Origin of the sequence: Noviherbaspirillum saxi, assembly GCF_003591035.1 — a bacterium.
Taxonomy (GTDB): Bacteria; Pseudomonadota; Gammaproteobacteria; order Burkholderiales; family Burkholderiaceae_D; genus Noviherbaspirillum; species Noviherbaspirillum saxi.
Window position 1 is genome coordinate 1,335,948 of the sequence record NZ_QYUO01000003.1, and the last position, 21,087, is coordinate 1,357,034.

The 21,087-nt window shown below is 57.7% G+C and carries 15 protein-coding genes; 6 read left to right on the forward strand and 9 right to left on the reverse strand.

Annotated features, from left to right (window positions below):
- Positions 1-43 precede the first annotated feature (43 nt).
- Together D3871_RS29140 and D3871_RS29145 are read right to left on the reverse strand one after the other, a co-directional pair.
- Positions 44-1,021 (reverse strand): Bug family tripartite tricarboxylate transporter substrate binding protein, encoded by a 978-nt coding sequence (locus D3871_RS29140; protein WP_119772903.1) that lies wholly within the window; start codon positions 1,019-1,021, stop codon positions 44-46.
- A gap of 264 nt (positions 1,022-1,285) precedes the next feature.
- Entirely contained in the window at positions 1,286-2,185 is a 900-nt protein-coding gene (locus tag D3871_RS29145; RefSeq protein ID WP_119772635.1) for a LysR substrate-binding domain-containing protein, read from the reverse strand.
- Positions 2,186-2,298: 113 nt separating this feature from the next.
- Here D3871_RS29145 and D3871_RS29150 point away from each other — a divergent pair, with 113 nt between their 5' ends.
- From D3871_RS29150 to D3871_RS29165, 4 genes are read left to right on the forward strand one after another with little or no spacing between them, the layout of a single operon-like run.
- On the forward strand, positions 2,299-3,393 hold the full coding sequence (locus D3871_RS29150; RefSeq protein ID WP_119772636.1) for a 4-oxalomesaconate tautomerase: 1,095 nt from the start codon (positions 2,299-2,301) through the stop codon (positions 3,391-3,393).
- Positions 3,390-4,415, forward strand: a complete 1,026-nt coding sequence (locus D3871_RS29155; RefSeq protein ID WP_119772637.1) for an amidohydrolase family protein — start codon at positions 3,390-3,392, stop codon at positions 4,413-4,415. The genes D3871_RS29150 and D3871_RS29155 overlap by 4 nt, the downstream gene beginning before the upstream one ends.
- Before the next feature lie 2 nt (positions 4,416-4,417).
- Positions 4,418-5,116, forward strand: a complete 699-nt coding sequence (ligK, locus tag D3871_RS29160) for a 4-carboxy-4-hydroxy-2-oxoadipate aldolase/oxaloacetate decarboxylase (RefSeq protein WP_119772638.1) — start codon at positions 4,418-4,420, stop codon at positions 5,114-5,116.
- 42 nt (positions 5,117-5,158) lie between these two features.
- Complete coding sequence (locus D3871_RS29165) at positions 5,159-6,073, forward strand: amidohydrolase family protein (RefSeq protein WP_119772639.1); 915 nt, start codon at positions 5,159-5,161, stop codon at positions 6,071-6,073.
- A gap of 59 nt (positions 6,074-6,132) precedes the next feature.
- Here D3871_RS29165 and D3871_RS29170 read toward each other — a convergent pair whose 3' ends face one another.
- Positions 6,133-6,606: a MarR family winged helix-turn-helix transcriptional regulator gene (locus D3871_RS29170; protein WP_119772640.1), complete on the reverse strand. Its 474-nt coding sequence runs from the start codon at positions 6,604-6,606 to the stop codon at positions 6,133-6,135.
- Between the two features lie 34 nt (positions 6,607-6,640).
- Here D3871_RS29170 and D3871_RS29175 point away from each other — a divergent pair, with 34 nt between their 5' ends.
- The gene (locus tag D3871_RS29175) at positions 6,641-7,378 is read left to right on the forward strand and encodes a siderophore-interacting protein (protein WP_119772641.1); all 738 of its coding nucleotides are present in this window, start codon (positions 6,641-6,643) and stop codon (positions 7,376-7,378) included.
- Positions 7,379-7,389: 11 nt separating this feature from the next.
- Here D3871_RS29175 and fdhF read toward each other — a convergent pair whose 3' ends face one another.
- A complete protein-coding gene (gene fdhF, locus D3871_RS29180) occupies positions 7,390-10,212 on the reverse strand; it encodes a formate dehydrogenase subunit alpha (RefSeq protein WP_119772642.1) in 2,823 nt (940 codons plus the stop codon).
- Entirely contained in the window at positions 10,209-11,939 is a 1,731-nt protein-coding gene (locus tag D3871_RS29185; RefSeq protein ID WP_119772643.1) for an NADH-ubiquinone oxidoreductase-F iron-sulfur binding region domain-containing protein, read from the reverse strand. Before D3871_RS29185 ends, fdhF begins: the two co-directional genes overlap by 4 nt.
- A 136-nt stretch (positions 11,940-12,075) precedes the next feature.
- Here D3871_RS29185 and D3871_RS29190 point away from each other — a divergent pair, with 136 nt between their 5' ends.
- Complete coding sequence (locus D3871_RS29190; RefSeq protein WP_119772644.1) at positions 12,076-13,188, forward strand: substrate-binding domain-containing protein; 1,113 nt, start codon at positions 12,076-12,078, stop codon at positions 13,186-13,188.
- A 191-nt stretch (positions 13,189-13,379) separates the two neighbouring features.
- On the opposite strand, the gene D3871_RS29195 is transcribed toward D3871_RS29190, so the two are convergent.
- The 4 genes from D3871_RS29195 to D3871_RS29210 all read right to left on the reverse strand — a co-directional run bounded on the left by D3871_RS29195 (position 13,380) and on the right by D3871_RS29210 (position 20,855).
- Complete coding sequence (locus D3871_RS29195) at positions 13,380-15,467, reverse strand: TonB-dependent receptor (protein WP_119772645.1); 2,088 nt, start codon at positions 15,465-15,467, stop codon at positions 13,380-13,382.
- Between the two features lie 269 nt (positions 15,468-15,736).
- The gene (locus D3871_RS29200) at positions 15,737-16,081 is read right to left on the reverse strand and encodes a DUF2149 domain-containing protein (RefSeq protein ID WP_119772646.1); all 345 of its coding nucleotides are present in this window, start codon (positions 16,079-16,081) and stop codon (positions 15,737-15,739) included.
- On the reverse strand, positions 16,078-16,512 hold the full coding sequence (locus D3871_RS29205; RefSeq protein WP_119772647.1) for a MotA/TolQ/ExbB proton channel family protein: 435 nt from the start codon (positions 16,510-16,512) through the stop codon (positions 16,078-16,080). Before D3871_RS29205 ends, D3871_RS29200 begins: the two co-directional genes overlap by 4 nt.
- Before the next feature lie 17 nt (positions 16,513-16,529).
- Positions 16,530-20,855 (reverse strand): cobaltochelatase subunit CobN, encoded by a 4,326-nt coding sequence (locus tag D3871_RS29210; RefSeq protein WP_119772648.1) that lies wholly within the window; start codon positions 20,853-20,855, stop codon positions 16,530-16,532.
- Between the last annotated feature and the right edge of the window lie 232 nt (positions 20,856-21,087).

Below are 21,087 nucleotides of genomic sequence, written 5' to 3' on the forward strand. Positions count from 1 at the left end.
CGAATTAAAGGGTGAAATAAGTCACTTGGCCAGGCGATCGCGCTTACTGCTTTTCGATTTTTGCTTTTTCGATCACGACGCCCCACTTGGCAATATCGGAAGCAAGCAGGTTCTTGGTCGAATCCGGTGTGCCGCCCTGCGCGACTACGCCGAGTTCCAGCAGGCGTCTCTTGACGTCCGGGTCCGCTACTGCGAGATTGATTTCCTTGTTCAGACGATCGATGATGACTTTGGGCGTCTTGGCGGGCGCGGCAAGTCCGTTCCATGAGGTCGCCTGGTAGTTCGGCAAACCGCTTTCCGCGACGGTCGGAACGTTAGGCAGGCCGGCAAAGCGCTTCGTGGACGTCACCCCGATCACGTTCAGGTTACCCGCCTTGATTTGGGGAAGCGTCGGACCGAGGATTTCGACGGCCACATCGATTTCACCCGTCGTGACCGCGGTGATGACTTCCGGCGTTCCCTTGTACGGCGCGATCAAAGCGTCGATACCTGCCATTGATACAAACATTTCGGCGGCCAGGTTCTGCGTGCTGCCGCGATTGATCGTTCCGATATTGAGCTTGCCTGGATTGCTCTTGGCGTAGCTGATCAAATCCGCCGCCGTTTTGATCGGCAGCTTTTTGTTAACGATCATCGCCAGATCGAAATATCCCAGCGTGGATATCGGCGCAAAGTCTTTCAGCGTATCGTAGGGCAACCTCTTGAACAAACCCGCACTGATAGCTGTGCCGTTACTGATCAGCAGCAGCGTATAACCGTCGGGATTCGCCTTGGCGACGGTATCGGCCGCAACGATGCCGCCCGCGCCGGGCCGGTTTTCCACGATGATGGGCTGCTTCATCGAATCGGACATTTTCTGTGCGACCACACGCACGGTGAGGTCGGCGATGCCGCCTGCACCGAAGGGCACAACAATTTTCACCAGCTTGCCGGGATACTCCTGGGCCAAAGCCGATGTGGAGAGTACGAGCGCCAGAGCGGCAACGCAGCACTTACTATTCTTGAATATTTGTCGGATCATGAAAGCACCTTGGTAAGGGAATAGATTGCCGTGCTTCTGGCAGCCCATATCGTGAATGGAAGTGGTCTATGGAAGCTGCTCTAGATAGCACTGCCTTGCTTCACTGTGCGGCGATTATCAGCCAGCCCTTATTCATAAACAATGCGATATATGCGCTAGCTGCTATAACAGATTGTTATAGCAGCGGCTTCGGACGGCATTGGCTACATTGGCTAACGAGGGGGAATCCGTCGCGGAACGTACGGTTCCAAACGCGCTCTTTCTTTACGTCTTGCGAAGGACCTCGTTGGCGACGCTCTCCAGCAATTGCATCATTGCCTGCTGCGTGCCTGTTGCAGGGCGATGGGAATTGATAGCAATAAAAAGCTTGGACCGCAGCCCCGGCTCGACGATGGGACGCGTCGCGTAACGCTCCGGATGTGCCGCCGTAGTGACTGCATTGCCCGACAGGATGGCCTTGCCCATGCCATCGGCGACAAGATCGAGAATCGCCCCAACGCCATCGACTTCCATCGCAATTTTCGGTTGCACGCCAATATTGATGAGCTCCGTTTCCACGTGCATGCGTATGGCATTCGGCCGGCTCGGAATAATCAATGAATGTTTGCCGATGTCCTTGAGCTTGACCGGTTTCCCGCTGTCCGCATCGCTGAGACGCTGCACTAACAGGAGTTCTTCCTCGACCAGCGGCAGCAGGTCGATGTCCGGGGACGGCGATGCGTTATAGAGAAGCGCAATATCGAGCCGGCCGGATAACAGCGACTCCAGCATGGTCTTCGACAAACCTTCACTAATTGACAACGTGGCCTCAGGCATTAAGCGCTTGAATTCTCGCGTGATCGGCACCGTCAGTATCTTGGACAAGGTCGGCGGAAGGCCGATCGCGACACGTCCCGCCAACGAGCCCTGCACCAGCGACAATTCTTCGCGCAGGCGGTCCATCTGGTGCAGTACGCCGCGACTGTGCTCCAACAAGACCTTCCCTGCCTCGGTCAGTGTGATGCCCCGTCCATTGCGCACCAGAAGCGTCTGCCTTACCTCAACCTCCAACAGGCGCACTTGACGACTCAAGGCAGGCTGAGCGATATCCAGAGCTATTGAAGCGCGCGTGAAACTGCCTAGTTCGGCCACGCGAACGAAATAGGAAAGTTGTTTGAAGTCCATCTTCGTAGAAAGCCGGAATTGCAATAGATCGGCCCATGATATAACAAATTGCGATAGCTGCTAGAACGCTGCAGGCCTTACTCGGAAGCGGCAACCGGTCCAAAATGCGGCCCATGCAAACATCTATCCGAACCCTTTTCATGCGAGGAGGCACCTCGCGCGGACCATTCTTTCTGGAATCCGATCTCCCTGCCGACAAGGCAGCACGGGATCGCGTTCTGCTTGCCGTCATGGGATCGCCGGACCGACGTCAAATCGATGGCTTGGGTGGCGCCCATCCGCTGACCAGCAAGGTCGGTATCGTTCGGCGCAGTAAGGTGCCCGGCGTCGATATCGATTTTCTGTTTGCGCAATTGCAACCGGACAATGACACGGTCGATACCACGCCCAATTGCGGGAATATGCTTGCGGCTGTCGTGCCATTCGCGCTGGAAACCGGGCTTGCGCAGGTACAAGGTGACACCACGACCCTGCGCGTACTGACCCTCAATACCGATATGCAATGCGATATCACCGTGCAGACTCCACATGGCCATGTTGCCTATAGCGGCGATGCGCACATCGACGGTGTCCTCGGCTCGTCTGCGCCTATCACCATTAACTTCCTGGATACCGCCGGCTCGGTATGTTCGGAACTTCTGCCGACAGGCAATGTTGTAGATGTGATCGACGGTGTCGAGGTGACCTGCATCGATAATGGCATGCCGCTGGTGATCTTCCGTGCAGAATCTATTGGCCGCACCGGCTACGAAAGCGTCGCCGAGCTCAATGCCGACGACGAGCTCAAGGCACGCGTCGAAAAGCTGCGCATTGCCAGCGGTTATGCGATGGGCTTGGGCGACGTAACAACAAAGAACTATCCCAAAATGACGTTGATCGCCCCGCCGCGCGACGGTGGCAACCTGACTACCCGCAGTTTTATCCCGCATGTCTGCCACGACGCGATCGGCGTGCTCGCCGCCGTTACGGTAGCCACCGCCTGCGTGCTCAAGGGTTCGGTGGCCGACGGTATAGCCGTCGTGCCTGAAGGCCAAGTCAAACAGGTATCGGTCGAGCATCCCACCGGCGAATTTTCGGTCGAGCTCGAAGTCGACGCCGCTGATCCACAGAACGTAACGCGTGCCGCCCTGCTGCGCACCGCCCGTCTCATCATGCGCGGAGAAGTCATGGTACCCACCTCGGTATGGAACAAAGGAGAAACAGCTTGATCATCGATATCCACGGTCATTACACCACTGCCCCGAAGGCGCTCGAAGAGTGGCGTAACCGTCAGATTGCGGGGCTTAAAGATCCCGCTGTCGCGCCCAAGGCATCCGAACTAAGGATCAGCGATGACGAACTGCGCGAAAGCGTCGAATCCAACCAGCTTGCCAAGATGAAGGAACGCGGCTCGGATCTCACCATCTTTTCGCCGCGCGCCAGCTTCATGGCGCACCACATCGGCGATTTCAATACCAGCGCGACCTGGGCTGCGATTTGCAATGAATTGTGCCATCGCGTCAGCGAACTGTTTCCCGACTACTTCATCGGCGCGGCGATGTTGCCGCAGTCGCCTGGCGTCGATCCGGCAAGCTGCATCGCCGAGCTTGAGAAATGCGTGAAGGAATATGGTTTCGTCGCCATCAACCTCAATCCGGATCCGTCCGGCGGCCACTGGACCAGCCCATCGCTGACCGACCGCCACTGGTATCCGATCTACGAAAAGATGGTGGAGTACGACATCCCGGCGATGATCCATGTGTCGACCTCGTGCAATGCCTGCTTCCATACCACCGGCGCGCATTACATCAACGCCGATACCACAGCCTTCATGCAATGCCTGAGCGGCGATTTGTTCAAGGACTTCCCGACGCTCAAGTTCGTCATTCCGCACGGCGGAGGGGCTGCGCCCTATCACTGGGGGCGTTATCGCGGCCTGGCCCAGGAAATGAAGAAGCCCCTGCTGCAGGAACATCTGCTCAACAACATTTTCTTCGATACCTGCGTCTATCATCAGCCCGGCATCGATCTGTTGACGCGCGTTATCCCGGTGGACAATGTCCTGTTTGCGTCCGAAATGATAGGCGCAGTGCGCGGCATCGATCCTGAAACCGGGCACTACTACGACGATACCAAGCGCTACATCGAAGCAGCCAACCTGACTGCGGAAGAACGCTACAAGATTTACGAAGGCAATGCCCGCCGCGTCTATCCACGCTTGGATGCAGCGCTCAAGGCGAAAGGAAAATAAACATGACGACTCCCTTGTTCAATCAGTTGGGCGTAGTCAGACGCAATATTGTCCGTCCCGATCCGGCAGTGACCGCGCAACTTGGAAAGTTTGGCAGTGCCACTGCGCATGAGGCCATGGGTCGGATCGGCTTGCTCAAGCCCTACATGCGGCCCATCTATCGCGGTGCGCAGGTTTCCGGCACTGCAGTCACCGTATTGCTGCATCCCGGCGACAACTGGATGATGCATGTCGCCGCCGAGCAGATACAGCCGGGCGATATCGTCGTCGCGGCGATCACCGCGGAATGTACGGATGGTTACTTCGGCGACCTGCTTGCCACCAGCTTCATGGCACGCGGCGCACAGGCACTGATTATCGATGCCGGCGTGCGCGATGTGAGAGTGCTTACGGAAATGGGCTTTCCGGTGTGGAGCAAGGCAATCAGCGCCAAAGGCACCATCAAGGCGACGCTGGGCTCGGTGAACATTCCGGTTGTCTGCGCCGGGGCGCTGGTTCATCCGGGCGATGTGATCGTGGCCGATGACGATGGCGTGGCAGTCGTGCCGGCAGCCGATGCCGGTCGCATTGCCGCTGCGGCCCAAGCGCGTGAAGAGCTGGAAGGCGATAAGCGTAAAAAGCTTGCCGCCGGCGTACTCGGTCTGGACATGTACAACATGCGCGGGGCGCTGGAAAAAGCCGGTCTTAAATATATCGATTGACACTATAGACAGTGATTCGAAAAACTGGCGCTATTAATCACAATGGAATTCATGAAGACACCCGGTTGGCTAGATTGGCATCAAGACCCGAGCAAGCCTCGCTTCCAGTTACCGGCAGGCGCAATCGATGCGCATTGCCATGTATTTGGCCCAGGAGCCGCTTTTCCTTTTGCTCCGGAACGCAAGTACACGCCATGCGACGCCAGCAAAGAAAAGTTGTTTGCGTTGCGCGATCATCTCGGCTTCGCACGCAATGTGATTGTCCAGGCGACTTGCCATGGCGCCGACAATCGCGCGATGGTCGACGCATGCCTGTCATCCGGTGGCAAGGCGCGCGGCGTTGCCACTGTGCGCCGCAGTATTAGCGATGAGGAATTGCAGCAACTGCATGACGCCGGCGTTCGCGGCGTACGCTTCAATTTTGTCAAACGCCTGGTCGATTTCACACCGAAGGATGAACTGGCGGAGATTGCCGGACGGATTGCGCGTTTCGGCTGGCATGTGGTGGTCTACTTCGAGGCACAGGACTTGCCGGAACTATGGGATTTCTTCGCCGCCTTGCCGACCACGGTAGTCGTCGACCATATGGGCCGGCCGGATGTGAGCAAGCCGGTCGATGGCGAAGAATTCGCACTGTTTCTCAAGTTCATGCGCGAGAATCCGCAGGTCTGGAGCAAGGTCTCTTGTCCGGAGCGGCTGTCGGTCACGGGTCCCGAGGCGCTGCATGGGGAACAGCACGCTTATCGCGACGTGGTTCCTTTCGCCCGCCGTATCGTCGAAGAGTTTCCGGATCGCGTATTGTGGGGCACCGATTGGCCGCATCCGAATCTGAAAGGCCACATGCCGGACGATGGTCTGCTAGTCGACTTTATCCCGCATATCGCGCCGACTTCCGAACTTCAAAAGAAGCTGCTGGTAGACAACCCGATGCGCTTGTACTGGCCGGAAGAGTTCTAACGAGCTAACGCAAGCGGGCGACTAAAGTGATTCGATGCCACCGAAGTTGCCCGGCAAATTCACTTTTCCTCGCTCTCAAGGTTGGATCGGACCCGATCCAGCATAGAAACAAGCACCTGTTTCTCCTCCTCGCTTAAACCCTTCACAGCGATGTGGGACAAATGCCGTCCCTGTTGCTGCAAGTGCCTGAACACGGCCTGTCCTGCGGAGGTCACTTGCAGGCGAACGCTACGGCGATCTGCTGCATCGGCACCGGCCTCCAGGAAGCCGCGGTCCTTCAAGCCTCGAATCAGACGGGCAAGCTGGGCTTTGTCCCGTCCCGAGTGCATGACAAGATCGCTTTGCGTTGCTCCTGGATGCCGCGCGAAGAACCCAAGCACCTTGTTTTCCATATGCGTCAGGTCATGAATGCCATCACGCAGCGCTCGATATTGCTGGGAGCGGTAGAGATGCATGATCGTATGAATACGTTCAAATACCTCATCGGCGGCATCGGCCGAAATTTGGTTGACGTTATCAACTTGTTTTCTCATAATAGGAGACATTATCAACTAATAGGTGGAATCGATGGAAGCAATTTTGTATAAGCAGCGCGTTCAGCGCGTCCGTCATGAAATAAAACAAAGAGAAGTGGAAGTGGTTAGTGTCAATCCGATAGGTGCCAACTTTATCAGCATTACGTTTAAAGGCGACACATTGCACGACTTCGTGTCCGACTCTTTCGATGATCATGTCAAATTCATATTCGTTGACCCGAACGGCGAACGCGTGCGCAGAGACTATACCCCCCGGTCTTTCGATCGGGCGAAGCAAGAACTGACAATCGAGTTTGCCTTCCACGGCGATGGACAAGCGTCGGAATGGGCACGACAAGCCACGGTGGGACAGCGCGCGGTTATTGCCGGGCCGCGCGGGTCAATGATTATTCCAGTCGACTACGATTGGCATTTTCTTGCAGGCGACGCCACTGCACTACCTGCAATCCATAGACGCCTTGAAGAGCTTCCCGCGACTGCACGCGTGACTGTCGTAGCGCAGGTCGCCGATGCGGCGGATCGGCGTGAATTTATCGGCGACCCGCAGCTGAAAGTACATTGGGTCTCGACAGCGCAAGAGTTGGTTGCGGCGGTACAGGCTATACAACTGCCTCAAGGCGATGGTTTTGCATGGTGCGCCGGCGAGGCTTCGGTGATGGTTCAGCTGCGCAATGTCTTATCGGTAGAGAAAGGTCTTCCGAAAGAGGCTATGCGGGTTGCCGCTTATTGGAAGCATGGTGCTTCAGAGCATCACCAGATGCTGGATTAAAAGGCATCGCATCAAGATTCAACCACTGCTCGCGTCAGGATTTGGCCGCCGCCGTAACTGCCCTGCAGCGGACTTGTGCCGCCCAAGGAAAGTCGCACTGCGCAATACTTGAACTCGGGGATTTTTCCGAAGGGGTCCAGTGCTGGATTGGTCAATTTGTTAATCGCCGCTTCGTAATAACAGAACGGAACAAACACCGCACCGACAGGCGTGCCTTCATCCACCCTGGCATACAATGCGACTTCGCCGCGACGGGATGTCAACGTGACGAGGTCGCCTGCCTTGCCGCCGAGTCTTTCCAGATCGAGGGGATGGAGCAGCGCAACCGGATCCGGCTCCAGGGCATCGAGGACGGTAGCGCGACGCGTCATGCTGCCCGTGTGCCAATGCTCAAGCTGTCGCCCGGTAATCAGCACATGCGGGTACGCCGCATCCGGCTTTTCGGCTGCGGGAATAACCTCCACCGGCACGAAGCGCGCCTTCCCTGTCGCTGTCGGAAAGTGATCCGTGAACACCACCGCGTCCCCGGCATCGCCTTCTTCCGTGCAGGGATAGGTGACCGCATGCTCATCGAGCAGCCGCTCCCAGGTAATCCCTGCTATGGTCGGCATGCTCCGACGCATTTCATCGAACACGTCCGACACATCGGTATAGTGCCAGTCGAGTCCCATACGTTCGGCAATCTGCTGAATGATCCACAAATCCTGCCGAGCGTCGCCCGGCGGATCGATCGCCTGTCGTCCCAGTTGCACAAGGCGGTCCGTATTGGTGAAGGTGCCGGTCTTTTCCGGGAATGCCGAAGCGGGAAGCACAACATCAGCCAAGTAGGCCGTCTCCGTCAGGAAGATATCCTGCACGACCAAATGATCGAGCGCAGCCATCGCTTCACGTGCATGGTTGGCGTCGGGGTCGGACATTGCCGGATTTTCGCCCATGATGTACATGCCGCGAACCTTGCCTTCCTTCGCTGCATGCATCACTTCGACGACAGTCAGGCCGGGCTCTTTGTCGAGGGTGGTTCCCCACAGGCGCTCGAACTTCATGATCGCCTCGGGGTTGTCGACGCGCTGGTAGTCCGGATACATCATGGGAATGAGTCCCGCATCGGACGCACCCTGCACATTATTCTGCCCGCGCAGCGGATGCAGCCCGGTGCCCGGCCGGCCGATTTGTCCGGTCATCAGCGCCAGCGCAATCAGGCATCGCACATTGTCCGTGCCATGGACATGCTGTGACACGCCCATGCCCCACAGGATCATGGACGCCTTCGATGTGGCATACAGGCGCGCGACATAGCGTATGGTGTCTGCATCGATACCGCAGACCGGCGCCATCAGTTCCGGACTGTACCCTTCGACGTTGTGCTTCAGTTCTTCGTAACCGATCGTGCGGGAGGCGATGAATTGTTCGTCGACCAGGCCTTCATGAACAATGACATGCATCATCGCATTGAGAAGCGCCACGTCGGTATCGGCCTTGAACTGCAGGAAGCGATGCGTCAACCGATCCATGTCGGATCGGCGTGGATCGGCAATGATGAGTTTGGTACCGTTCTTGACGGCGTTCTTGATCCATGTCGCTGCCACGGGATGGTTCACCGTGGGATTGGCCCCGATGATGATCACGACTTCGGCTTTGGTCACGTCCATGACCGGATTCGATACCGCGCCGGAACCGATGCCTTCCAGCAAGGCAGCAACCGAAGACGCGTGGCATAGCCGGGTGCAATGGTCGACATTATTGCTACCAAAACCGGTACGCACCAGCTTCTGGAACAGATAAGCTTCTTCGTTGCTACCCTTGGCGGACCCAAAACCGGCAAGCGCCTTTTTACCGTAGTGATCGCGAATAGATGACAGGCGATTGCCGACAAGATCAAGCGCTTCTTCCCAGGTCGCTTCGCGGAACACATCCATGACCCGCTCCGGATCCATGGCCATGTCGGCACGTTTCGGTACGCCAGCCCTGCGAATCAGCGGCTTGGTCAGGCGCTGCGGGTGATGCGCGTAGTCGAATCCATAGCGTCCCTTTACACATAGCCGTGCGTGGTTGGCCGGGCCGTCGCGGCCCTCGACATAAAGGATTTTGTTGTCCTTCACGTTGTAGGTGAGCTGACAGCCGACACCGCAATAGGGACAGACCGAATCAACTTTCTTGTCGGGTATCGAAAGTGCCGCATCGCGCGCAGGCATCAATGCGCCGGTGGGACAAGCCTGCACGCACTCGCCGCAAGCCACACAAGTCGATGCACCCATCGGGTCATCCATGTCGAACACGATTTTCACTTCGTTTCCGCGCAGGGCCAGGCCGATGACGTCATTGACCTGTTCGTCGCGGCAAGCCCTCAGGCAACGGGTACATTGGATGCACGCATCAAGATTGACCACGATCGCGGGGTGGCTCTGGTCGGGGACAATGCGTTCACGCGGGGCAAAGCGTGGTTTGCCAAGTTCCAGTTTCGCAGCCCATTCATCCACTTCGTTGTGGCGCGTGGTCGCGACTTCCGGCATGTCCGACTGCAGCAACTCGACCACCATTTTCTGGGCCTTCACCGCGCGTTCGCTGTTGGTGGTGACTTTCATGCCCTTGCTTGGGTAACGGCAGCAGGATGGCGACAGTACGCGCTCGCCATTGATTTCCACCACGCAGGCGCGGCAGTTTCCTGCGGCCGCAAGTCCGTCCATGTAGCAAAGATGCGGAATCGCGATGCCTTCGCGTTTGGCGATCTGCAATAGGGTTTCGTTTTCGCGTCCGGTGACTGTTTGCCCGTTGAGCTCGAAAGTAATCGTAGCCGCATCTTGCGACAATTGCTCGCGACGAAGGATGGCGTTCATGATGTCCTTGTTCCGGTTTCGGTTAACTCATGCGGAAAATACTTGATGACGCAATCGATCGGGTTCGGCGCTGCCTGTCCCAGACCGCAGATGGATGCATCCCGCATCACTTCCGACAGGTCCGCAAGCAATGCTTGATCCCAGTGCGACTGTTGAATCAGGTCGAGGGACTTCGCGGTGCCGACGCGGCATGGCGTGCATTGTCCGCACGACTCATCGTGAAAGAATTTCGTCATGTTCCGGGCCGCGCCGACCGCGCTATCCTGCTCAGACAAAACGATGACTGCGGCGGAGCCGATAAAGCAGCCATAAGCCTGCAGCGTATCGAAGTCGAGCGGGATGTTGTTCAGGCTCGCCGGCAAGATGCCTCCCGACGCACCGCCCGGCAGATAAGCATAGAAACGCTGACCCGCCTGCATGCCGCCACAATATTCGTCGATCAGTTCCTGAATCGTGATACCTGCGGGCGCAAGATGGACGCCGGGCTTGTTGACGCGGCCGGATACCGAGAAGGACCGCAGTCCCTTGCGGCCGTGCCGTCCATGCGAGGCAAACCAGTCGGGGCCTTTTTCAATGATCTCGCGCACCCAGTACAGGGTCTCGAAGTTATGCTCCAGCGTCGGCCGCCCGAACAAGCCGACCTGCGCAACATAAGGCGGCCGCAAGCGCGGCATGCCCCTCTTGCCCTCGATCGATTCAATCATCGCGGATTCTTCGCCGCAAATATAGGCCCCTGCGCCGCGACGAAGATGAATCTCCGGCAGCTTGCCGGCTGGCGGATTTGCCTGCAGCTTCGCCAGTTCCTGCGTCAATAAAGCGCGGCATCCATGGTACTCGTCACGCAAATAGATGTAGATGGCCTCGATGCCAACCGCCCATGCGGCGATCAGCATGCCTTCCAGGAAGCGATGCGGATCGCGTTCGAGATAAGTCCTGTCCTTGAAGGTGCCGGGCTCTCCTTCATCGATGTTGACTGCCATAAGACGCGGTCCCGGTTCATTGCCAACGATGCGCCACTTGCGGCCCGCAGGAAAACCGGCGCCGCCCAAGCCCCGCAACCCGGAACTCTCCATCGCTGACATCACGGCTTCGACGCTCTTGTCGCCGGACAAACAGTCGGTCAATAGCCGATAGCCGCCTTGCTGCAGATAGCCAGCGTAGTCGATGTAGCCCGAAGGCGTGTCCTGCGTTTCGCCGGCGTCGACTACGGCGCAAACTTTCTCGGTTGAGGCATGCGCAACCGGTTTTTGCCCCACGACTGCCACCGGAGCCTGCTCGCAACGGCCGACACAAGGCGCAGCCAGTACGCGCACATCGGCGCCGAGCAGCCCCGGCAGCCGTTCCAGCAAATCCCTTGCTCCAGCCATTTCGCATGAGAGGCTCTCGCAGACGCGCACAGTCAAGGCGGGCACTGCAGCGGCATTGGTTGCGGCGTCGTCTCTTACCACGTCGAAGTGGTGATAAAAGCTCGCGACTTCATAGACTTCCGCCTGCGCCAAACGCATTTCCTGTGCGAGTGCCGCAAGGTGATGGGTCGATAGCCGGCCATAGTGGTCTTGAATCAGATGCAGGTGCTCGATCAGCAAATCCTTGCGGCGAGGCCGATCGCCAAGCAAGTGCTGCACTTCGGCAAGCAATGCCGGGTCAACCCGACGTCCTTTTGGCGCCTGCCTCTTGCGCTCGCGGGTAGGCGACATAGGCCGAATGGGGATAATTTTCTGTTCCATATATGAATGTGAACCACCGGACTGCCTGATAAAATCGGCACCAATATATGCAAATATAAACATATATGACACCCAGCTTTATTCGAACTCTATCAGACGAATTCCGATTACGAAATATGTAATAGTTTGCACATATATGAAAATATCCATCACACCACGCTGGGCGATACAGGCTCCCTCGCACGACACGATTACTCCAGCCATCGATGCGACGATGCTCATCCAGCTGCTGACGAATATACAAATCTCGGGGTCGATAGCCTCTGCCGGGCGTTCGATGGGCTTGTCGTACCGGCATGTCTGGGGCTTGCTTCGCGATGCAGAGCAAGTGCTTGGGGCGACGCTGATCACTAAACATCCTGGTCATGGCACCTACCTGAGCGACCTGGCAAATCTGCTTATTCAGGCAGACAAGCGTATCGTGGCCCGGCTTGCCCCAACGCTAGAATCCCTGGCATCGGAACTCGAAGCGGAACTTCGGAAAGCCTTGCCTACCGAAGGCGCGGTACTGCGGCTTTGTGCCAGTCACGGCTTCGCGGTAGAGACGATGCTCAATATGATGAGGGAAAAGGATTTGCTGGTCGAAGTGCGTTATAGAAACAGTACGGAAGCACTTGCAGCACTTGCCAACGCCGACTGCGACATGGCGGGTTTCCATGTACCGGTTGGCACTTTCCAGCAGCAGGCGATAGAGCAATACATGAGGTGGCTGTCTCCCGGCCATATGCTTATTCACTTGGCAACGCGCCGTCAGGGATTGTTCACGGCTCGTGATAATCCACACGGGATTAACGGACTGAAGGACCTTACCCGGAAAGATATTCGGTTCGTCAACAGGCAGAATGGTTCCGGCACTCGCATGCTAATGGAAATGATGCTGAAAAAGCAGCGCATTTCACCCCATAAGATCACGGGTTTTGAAACAGCCGAGTTCACCCATGCGGCAGTTGCAGCGTATATTGCAAGCGGCATGGCCGATGTTGGGTTTGGCATTGAAACAGCCGCACATCGATTTGGTCTGCATTTCATTCCTTTGGCCGAGGAACGGTATTTTTTTGCGGTGAGAAAGACGGCACTGGATCTTTCAACTGTTCAAGACACGCTCTCAGTTCTCAGATCCGGAAGGTTTCAGGCGGCAGTATCGCAGTTGCCGGGATATGAATCATCCGGTGCCGGTACGGTGATATCGGTTCAGGATGCATTTCAGTTGGCACCGGATCGACCGAAAGGACCAAAGCAGATCGCCTGAGGAATTATTGCTCGAATGAACGGCTCGGAAGAGCGCACAATAGATTGTATGGCGTCATCGTTGATGAGGAGGCTGCCATGACAATGGAGCATTCCCCACAGCACCTGACCGTACCATTTTTGCGCGATGAATATAAAAAGAAGCCGGAGCCCCTTTGAACAGCTTGGCTACAGATGGCTTTGCCCGCCTGGCTAGAAGTTCATGTTCAACGTCACCCTGAACGAGCGCGACTCAATAGGATGAAAGTGGATATCATCGGTTGACGTGCCGACCGGCTCATTGGTCAAGCGCGAAGCATAGTAATAGTCGATGGCGGAGTCCTTCCGGTTGGTCAGATTGAATCCTTCCAGTTCAATACGTGTTTTCTTGTTGATCTTGTAGCCGATGCGGCCATTGAGGGTCGCCGTGCTCTTGGAGCGCACGCTGTTGTCTTCAATCAAAGGGCGGGGGCCGAAATAGCGCAGTTGCAGGGCGCCGAAATACGGACCGATATTGTTTACCGCGAGCGCGACCGAGGCAACGCCTTCGACTGCACCCGGTATATGTCGTCCGGTCGGATCGAAACCACGGAAACGCGCCCTCGCAAATGCGAGATCGGCATCAATGGTCAGCCAATCAGTCGGCTTATAGTAATTGTTGAACTCGAAACCGAGACGTCGGCTCGGGCGGCCCGCTTCAGTGGTTCCGGCATCACCGACGAACACCAGTTCCGAGTCGAAGTCGAGTTGGTAAACGGAAAATGAGCTTTGCAAGCCTGGAATGATCTCGGTACGGATACCTAACTCGGCGCCTTTCGAGCGAACCAGAGGCGGGACGCGATCGGCAGCCTCGCCTGAGGCCGGGTCTATCGTAATCGTGGTGCCGCGCGCATCGTTGCTATGAAATCCGGAACCGATATTGAAGTAATACTCTGTCTTGGCCCACGGCCCGAAGATCAGGCTCAGCTTGGGGCTGGCGATGCTGTCATTTGCCTTCCCCGAGTTCGCCGGGTTATCGCTATTGATGTTGAAGCGGTAGAAGTCTTCGCGCAGACCCGCCACAGTCCTGAACGTATCGGTCCAGCGGGTATTGTTTTCGAAATAGATGCCGGCACTACTTTCAACAATATGGTCCGCCCGTGTCGTCGACAGCCTTTGCCGGGCGGCGGTGCCAAATAGTCCATTGAAAATATTGTCGTTCTGTAGCTGCAGTCCGATGGTATTGTCGGACTCGCGTCCAAACATTCTGGTCGGCCATGTATGACTTGCGTTCATCCCGGTCGTCGTGCGCTTGTCGCGTTGATTGAATTGGTCTCCGTTTACCGGGTCTACATCAAAATACGTGAAGTTGGAATACAGATCGAGTTCATTCCGGATGACATAGGCGTTCACATTTGTCGATCCGGATGCCGTGCTTTGCCGCCACGCGCTCGACAGGCTGTATCTGCGCGCATTGCCGCCATCTGTCGGATCGATCGCATCAAACCGTCCGATCAGCCCGCTCTCGACTGCGCGCCGGGGAATCTGGTCCGTGGCGTTCCAATTGCCGCGGTAAGCCATCGCAGTGACATTAAAGCCATTGGCCGTCGTGCCTTCGCTGTAGCGCAGAACGCCATTCAGCTTCCGGTAGTCGTCCGGATTGGTGAACGGTCCGTCGTTATGAAAAAGTTCCAGCGCATACAGCAGGTTACCGTTGCCGGCTTTCGGAGCATCCATCAATAAAGTCCGGCGATATCCGTTCTGGCCTATGCCTATGCTTGCCAGACCCTGGTCAAGTCTGTTCGGATACAAGACGCTGACGGCCCCGGCGGAAGCGAAATCACCTTCAGACGCATAGTAAGGACCTTTCTTGTAATCGAGTCGGTTCGCGAGTTCGGGAATCAGGAAGTTCAAGTCGGTCCATCCCTGGCCGTGGCCATGGCTGCGCTGATTGACCAGCATGCCGTCGACGGAGGTACGAAGGTCCGTTCCGTGATCAAGATTAAACCCGCGGAGGTAGAACTGATTCGCTTTGCCCTCACCGCTATGCTGACTGACAATCAATCCGGGCATGGCTTCCAGTGTTTCACCTGCCCGGTAAACAGTACGAGCCTCCAGCTGCTCCTGGGTGACGAAACCGGCATTCGCCGACTCCGCAACGCCGATCTGGCTTGTCCGTGATGCATCGACGCTTACTGCGGGCAGGACGTTATCCTGTGCTATGGATGTCGGAGAAAAGCCGAGAATTGAAGCGCCGAAGAGGGTCGCGACGAGCGGATTATGTTTAAAAGACCGAATTGCGAATTGGTTGGAGTATTTCATTATTTTTACCAAAGGCAAGTTTGCAAAATTAGTCTTCCACCAAATCCGGGCAGATCATCAAATAGTACGGTGATAGAACAGCGATGGATTCAAAATACCGGACAAATTGCTATTCATTAATCAAGAGTCACGAAGATGCGTACTGTGTATGTCCTACTACTCGTCCCAGTAATCCGTCGCTCTTCAATTTTCGGCTTACCGCCATGTTGGCGGAAGCGTGCCGGAGCACTAGACTGAAATTGAGATGGAATCCACGACTAACTGAGCAATTATTTGTTCTGCTGGTTCTTAGTAAAGGGAGTAGAAGGCTCGATCAAAACGAGCTTGCCGGTTTTCGGGTCACGAAATACCTCGCCGACGCGGTCATAGCCGTTGCCTTGCTGGGTAATGCCGCTGGCCGGGCGCTGAATTTCCCGGCCCTTGTCTACTGGCTTCGGTACCTTCAATGCGTTTTGCGTGCTAGCTGCCAGTGCCGCGAGCAGGCCGCACGCAAAAACGAGCATAACATCGACCAGATTGACCAGACTTGCACGCGGGTCTTCGTCAACGTCGTCGAGGTGAGCATCGAGCCGGGAATAGAGGCGCAGACGCTTGCGCGCTTGATTGGCTTTCATTCCATCGCCTCCAGTGTTTCTTCGTACCAGCGGCGCCGCAGCTTACCGATGACCAGGCCGCCCATTCCTGCCAATAGTCCCAGCACGGTAGCGTCGAATGCGACGGTGACCGCGCTGGCCAATTGTGCGGGATCACCCTTGCCAAGCGCGGCTAATCCCGGGCCAAGCGGAATGATGGTGGCCATCAAGCCAAGCATGGGCGGAATGCGAGCCAGCAGGTCAGCGCGTTCGAGGCGATGGCGAGCGACAGCCTGGACGCGCTGCACGTCGCCGACGGTCTTAAGCCGGGCAAGGCCGTAAAAGCGTTCCCCGACAGCGATCCCTGCTTCAATGAGGGCGATGGCGCATGCTAGCAATAGTGCAGCGAGCGCTGGCGTCAGTAGCCAGGTGACGCCTTCATGTAGCCAGGCGAAGGATAACGAATCGTTCATCAAAAACTCCTTTCAGGTTATGAGGTTTGCCGGCCGCACCACAGGCCGGCACTAAACAGGACAAGGCTTGCGGCAAGCAAACCGAGCAGGTTGATGGTACGACCGACAAGATCTCTTGCCGGTGCATCAGGTTCGGTCAGTTCGTAGTAACGCGGCACGGCTTCGGGAGCGGTCGGCGCATCTGTCGCTTCCTGGTATTTTGCCGGTAGGACCGCGGGGTTCGTCTTGGCGGCTTGGATCGGCGGGCGGGGTGCAACAGCGGGCTCTTCACCTCGTGATTTGGCCAGCGTCACACCGAGCGCATGCGCATCAGCGCTGTCGAGTTGCGGCGAAAGCCACTGCCACATCGGGTGGTTCGGCGCGGTATGACCGCTGCCGGGCAAGCCGTTTTTGGCAACGAGTCGGGCCAGTTCGCCTCCCATCTGCTTGATGGTGGCAGCGTCGGTATTCCAGAAACCCTTTTCAGCAGCAACCATGAAGATGGCCAGCATGTGTGCCTTGACATGCGCATTCTGTCCCTCGCCGAGGAACTGAGCGAGGCCGAGCTTATGCGCATCATCGAAGTAGACCGATTTCACCTCGTCCCAAGCCCAGTTCTTGATCAGGTCGGGACGCGTAACCTGCCAGCCCCACAGGTTTTCGAGGAATTCCGTGCCCATCGTACGGGCACCGGCATAACCGTGACCCATCAGCGGCCTGAGCCATGCGGGATTAAGGAATCGGCCACGCAGTTCGCCCAGCAGTGCGCTTGTCAGTGGCTCGACATCGGCCCGGCCGGGTTCGGCATGCTGCAGGATCAGCGCTTCCGGCGGGCGCCCGGTGCGGCCTTCGATTGCCAGCGACAGGCCGCCGAGGTAGTCGAAGGCGTCGTTGTTGTCGAGTAAGCCATAAAGGTTGCTGGCACGGCCATGGTACGTACGAGCGATGCCGTCGAGCGCCGTGTCGAAAGCGGCGTGGCTGGCTTCGCCACTGTCATCGAGGCCATAGGCGTGACCCATCCGGTTGCGATAGACGCGGCCAATTTCGTCGCGTTCGCGCCAGGCACCTGAGCGTTCGGTCAGCCGGTTGACGCCGGTACCGTATGCGCCAGGGGCGTCGCCGAAGATACGCTGGGCGGCAGCGCGGCCGGCCTCGCTGGCTGAAAGACCGGATTGCCTGAGGGCGGCAAGACGGTTCATCCATTCGCGGGCAATCCGATTCTCGGCCGCCGCCTCATGGCCCCAGATCGCCGTCGGTACCGGACCAAGGGCCGCGACCAATGCTTCCTTGAATTCAGGCCGCTCTTCGGACAAGCCTGCAGCGGAAGCCGCCAGCGCCATTCTGCCGGCCCGGTCGATGAGATTGATCAGGTTGGGGTAGAGGTCGCGGAACAGGCCAGAGGTGGTGATGATCACATCGCGGCGCTTGGCCCCTGGTTTGAGGCGGACGTCGGTGACGATACCGCGAGCATTCCATACCGGTTCAGCACCCATCATGGCGAGCGCGAAAGCGACCATGACACCTTCGTCGCGAACCGCGTCGGAAGCCCACAAAATGACACCTTCGGAGCCCTGCTCCGACCTGCTACGGGCCAGGGCCTTGCCAACCAGTTCCTCGCCAAGACGGTAACCAAGGCGGGTCGGCAGGATGTCGCCGTCCACGGCATGAAAATTACGGCCAGTCGGCAGTGAATCCGGCGAACGCAGCGGGTCGTTCCCCTTGCCGGGCGGGATATAACGCCCCTCGAGCCCGGCCAGCAGGCCACGCATTTCGAGGCGCGGTGAATCGGCTAGCATGCGGCTGATATGCGGGTCGTCGATGCCGCCTTTCCTCATCGAGTCGAGCATCAGATCCAGGGACTGCTGACTCCAGGTACGACCGAAAATGTGCAATCCGAAGGGCATGAACTTTTCCTGCAGCTTGGTCAGATAGTGGCCGACTTCGTGAGCCAGCAAGTCGTCGTCGGCCGCTTCGTAGTCGATGCCACGTACTGCCAGCACGTCCGCCATCGAGGCTTCCAATTCTGCCTTCAGGTTGAGAGCGATGACCTGTTCGCGGATGGTGCGAGCGGCCTGGGCTTTCAGCGATTCGCTGGAGGCAGCCTGAAAGCTCTCGACAAGCTGGCGCAAGGCCAGCAACTGGTCGTAGAGGGGCGTCGCGGCTAGCGGTGGCGTGAGGTGATCGACGATGACGGCCAAGCCGCGACGCTTTGCCTGGGTTCCTTCGCCGACACCATCGACGATATAGGGGTAGATACCGGGAAGGTCGGCTGCGATCAAGCTTGGATAGTCGTCGGCCGTCAGCCCTACTGCTTTGCCAGGCAGGAATTCGTAGGTGGAGTGGCGACCTACATGCACGATCGCATCGGCCTGGAAGCGGTCACGCAGCCAATGATAGAAGGCGAGATACTGGTGCGGTGGCGTGACGCTGGTATTGGCGTGCAGGAGTTCCTCATCCACTTCCCAGCCACGCGGCGGCTGCGGACCGATGAATACGTTGCCGAACGTGATACCCGGCACAAGCAATTTCCCGCTGTCGACCATTACTTTGCCCGGCGCTGCGCCCCACCCCTTCAGTCCCTCAATACCGTAACCCGTCAGCCGGCGGTTGAGTGGGGCTAGCGTAACGCAACGGTGGCTCGGCTTGTCGGCCAGGCAGGCGAGATAACCGGCTTCCAACGACTGCATGTCGCGGATTGCCTGGTCGCGTTTCGGATGATCGGCGCCGTCCACCAGATGACGCAATTCCTTTAACACCGCATCGACTCGTTTGCGACCGACCGCACGTTCGTTGGCGGCCTCGGCTTCGAGCACTTCAGCCTGCAGCCGTCCGAGCGGTCCGCCCGTCATTTCAGCCTGGACGCGAACCGGCAGCGTCGCAAACCAGCGGGCATAATCGGCTGCTTTGATCGTTTCAACGGAAGAGCTCAACTCACGTAGCGCAGCGCGGTCTTCCGGCAGATTCACACCGTGAGACATGATGCGATCGAGCAGCGCTTCCGGCGACGCGGGCAAATCACCGACCGTATAGCCTGCCGCCTTAAGCGCGTGCAGCATGTCGAACAATGACGCCGGCACATCAAGGTTGTCGGCGCCGATGTTTTGACGTCCCGGCGGGTGGTTGTAATAGATGATGGCAACGCGCTTGTCCCGGTTTGCCTTGCTGCGCAACGTCAGCCATCGATGGACGCGGGCCGCGAGGCGATCAACTTCCACTGCCAATGTGGCGGGCGGTCGCGTTTCAATGCCGGTAACCCGATCCAGCTTGCTACGTCCAAGCGCCGAGACGACAATAGGCTGGCCGATACCCTGCAGCTCAGGCAAGGCAACGCGGTACTGCACGGAGTCGGCCGGCAGTCCATCGGGTGAGAGACGCCACTGGGTCACGTTACGATCAGTTAAGCGGATAGCTTTGAGCACTGGCACATCCAGCTTTTTGAAGGCTTCAGTTACAGTCTCCCGTCCTTCGGCGGCTCCCACCACGAAATCCTGCAACACAATCAACGCTTTCGGCTTAGCTGGAGCAATCAGCTCGGGCAGGCGCTCGAGCGCGTTCCGCGAAGCGCCGCCCCAGCGGGTCAATACCTGCACACAGGGCAGGCCCCGTTGTTCGATGCGCTGGCAGATAGCTGTGGGAGCGCTGCCGTCCATGTTGGCGAGGTCGAGGACAACGACGGTTGGCATCGCCTTCAGGCCAAGGGCTTCACCGCCGCCCCAGGCTGCCGCATCGCTTAATTCCTTGTCGCCGACACGCAATCGCAGCGTCGGTTCCGGTTTCACTGCTGCCAAGGTGTGGCGCGGGTCAAGTAGATGCGCGAAGAGCGCCGCCGTATTTTCAGTGCCGCCGGCCTGCCATATTTGGCGCGCGGCTAGCCAGTGACGGGCCGTCGGGTAAGCTGTGGCGGCAGCCAGTGCTGCTGCGGGCGGGTGTTCAAGCGCAAGCTCGCGTAAGGTTTCTGGAGGGAAGTTATTCAGGCTGCCTGATTTATTCGCAGAAAGATTACGGCTCATCAGGCTTAAACCGGAGTCGCCGTTCATCGCCAGGACAGCCGCTTGCGGTCGGGCATACCGCGCCACGGCATCCTTCAGGCGCCGCGAGGGATCCCCGAAGACAGAGACCGCTAATACGATGTCGGCCTGCGCAAGCCACTGGCTGAGTTGCCTGTCGCTCGCCGCCATGAGTTGAGCCGGCGTACGCAACAGAATGCGGTCGTTCGGGTGGCTTGCGAGATGGCGGTGCGCTGCCTCGATCGCAGTCGGAGCAGCGCGTTCAGTGACGATGCCAAATAGGGTTGCCGCGTTTAGCTGCCCAGAGATCGCGCAGAAGAGGATGCAAACCAGATAGGATGCGAGTTTACTGACCATCAATATGGATTTTCACTATAGTCCAGCGCTGATCAGTGGTAGAAAAATCAGCGAAGAGAACTCTTGGGGAAGCTCACCATCCGTTGCAGAAGCTTTTTTGTCGAGCGTGCAAAAGATTATCGAGCGACACTAGGTTCCCTTTGATTGGCATATGCAATGCACCAGATCCAGGCGAAACTGTTCTATGAGAGGTTGCGGCACGCAGCCATCAACAGAACCTTTCCCATCACCC

Bases quoted from the DNA above. Each gene is read 5' to 3' on its own strand.
- D3871_RS29170 (WP_119772640.1), bottom strand. From the start codon at position 6,606: ATGAGAAAACAAGTTGATAACGTCAACCAAATTTCGGCCGATGCCGCC.
- D3871_RS29185 (WP_119772643.1), bottom strand. From the start codon at position 11,939: ATGGAACAGAAAATTATCCCCATTCGGCCTATGTCGCCTACCCGCGAG.
- ligK (WP_119772638.1), top strand. From the start codon at position 4,418: ATGACGACTCCCTTGTTCAATCAGTTGGGCGTAGTCAGACGCAATATT.
- D3871_RS29175 (WP_119772641.1), top strand. From the start codon at position 6,641: ATGGAAGCAATTTTGTATAAGCAGCGCGTTCAGCGCGTCCGTCATGAA.
- D3871_RS29210 (WP_119772648.1), bottom strand. From the start codon at position 20,855: ATGGTCAGTAAACTCGCATCCTATCTGGTTTGCATCCTCTTCTGCGCG.
- D3871_RS29150 (WP_119772636.1), top strand. From the start codon at position 2,299: ATGCAAACATCTATCCGAACCCTTTTCATGCGAGGAGGCACCTCGCGC.
- D3871_RS29195 (WP_119772645.1), bottom strand. From the start codon at position 15,467: ATGAAATACTCCAACCAATTCGCAATTCGGTCTTTTAAACATAATCCG.
- fdhF (WP_119772642.1), bottom strand. From the start codon at position 10,212: ATGAACGCCATCCTTCGTCGCGAGCAATTGTCGCAAGATGCGGCTACG.
- D3871_RS29205 (WP_119772647.1), bottom strand. From the start codon at position 16,512: ATGAACGATTCGTTATCCTTCGCCTGGCTACATGAAGGCGTCACCTGG.
- D3871_RS29200 (WP_119772646.1), bottom strand. From the start codon at position 16,081: ATGAAAGCCAATCAAGCGCGCAAGCGTCTGCGCCTCTATTCCCGGCTC.
- D3871_RS29145 (WP_119772635.1), bottom strand. From the start codon at position 2,185: ATGGACTTCAAACAACTTTCCTATTTCGTTCGCGTGGCCGAACTAGGC.
- D3871_RS29190 (WP_119772644.1), top strand. From the start codon at position 12,076: ATGAAAATATCCATCACACCACGCTGGGCGATACAGGCTCCCTCGCAC.
- D3871_RS29165 (WP_119772639.1), top strand. From the start codon at position 5,159: ATGGAATTCATGAAGACACCCGGTTGGCTAGATTGGCATCAAGACCCG.
- D3871_RS29140 (WP_119772903.1), bottom strand. From the start codon at position 1,021: ATGATCCGACAAATATTCAAGAATAGTAAGTGCTGCGTTGCCGCTCTG.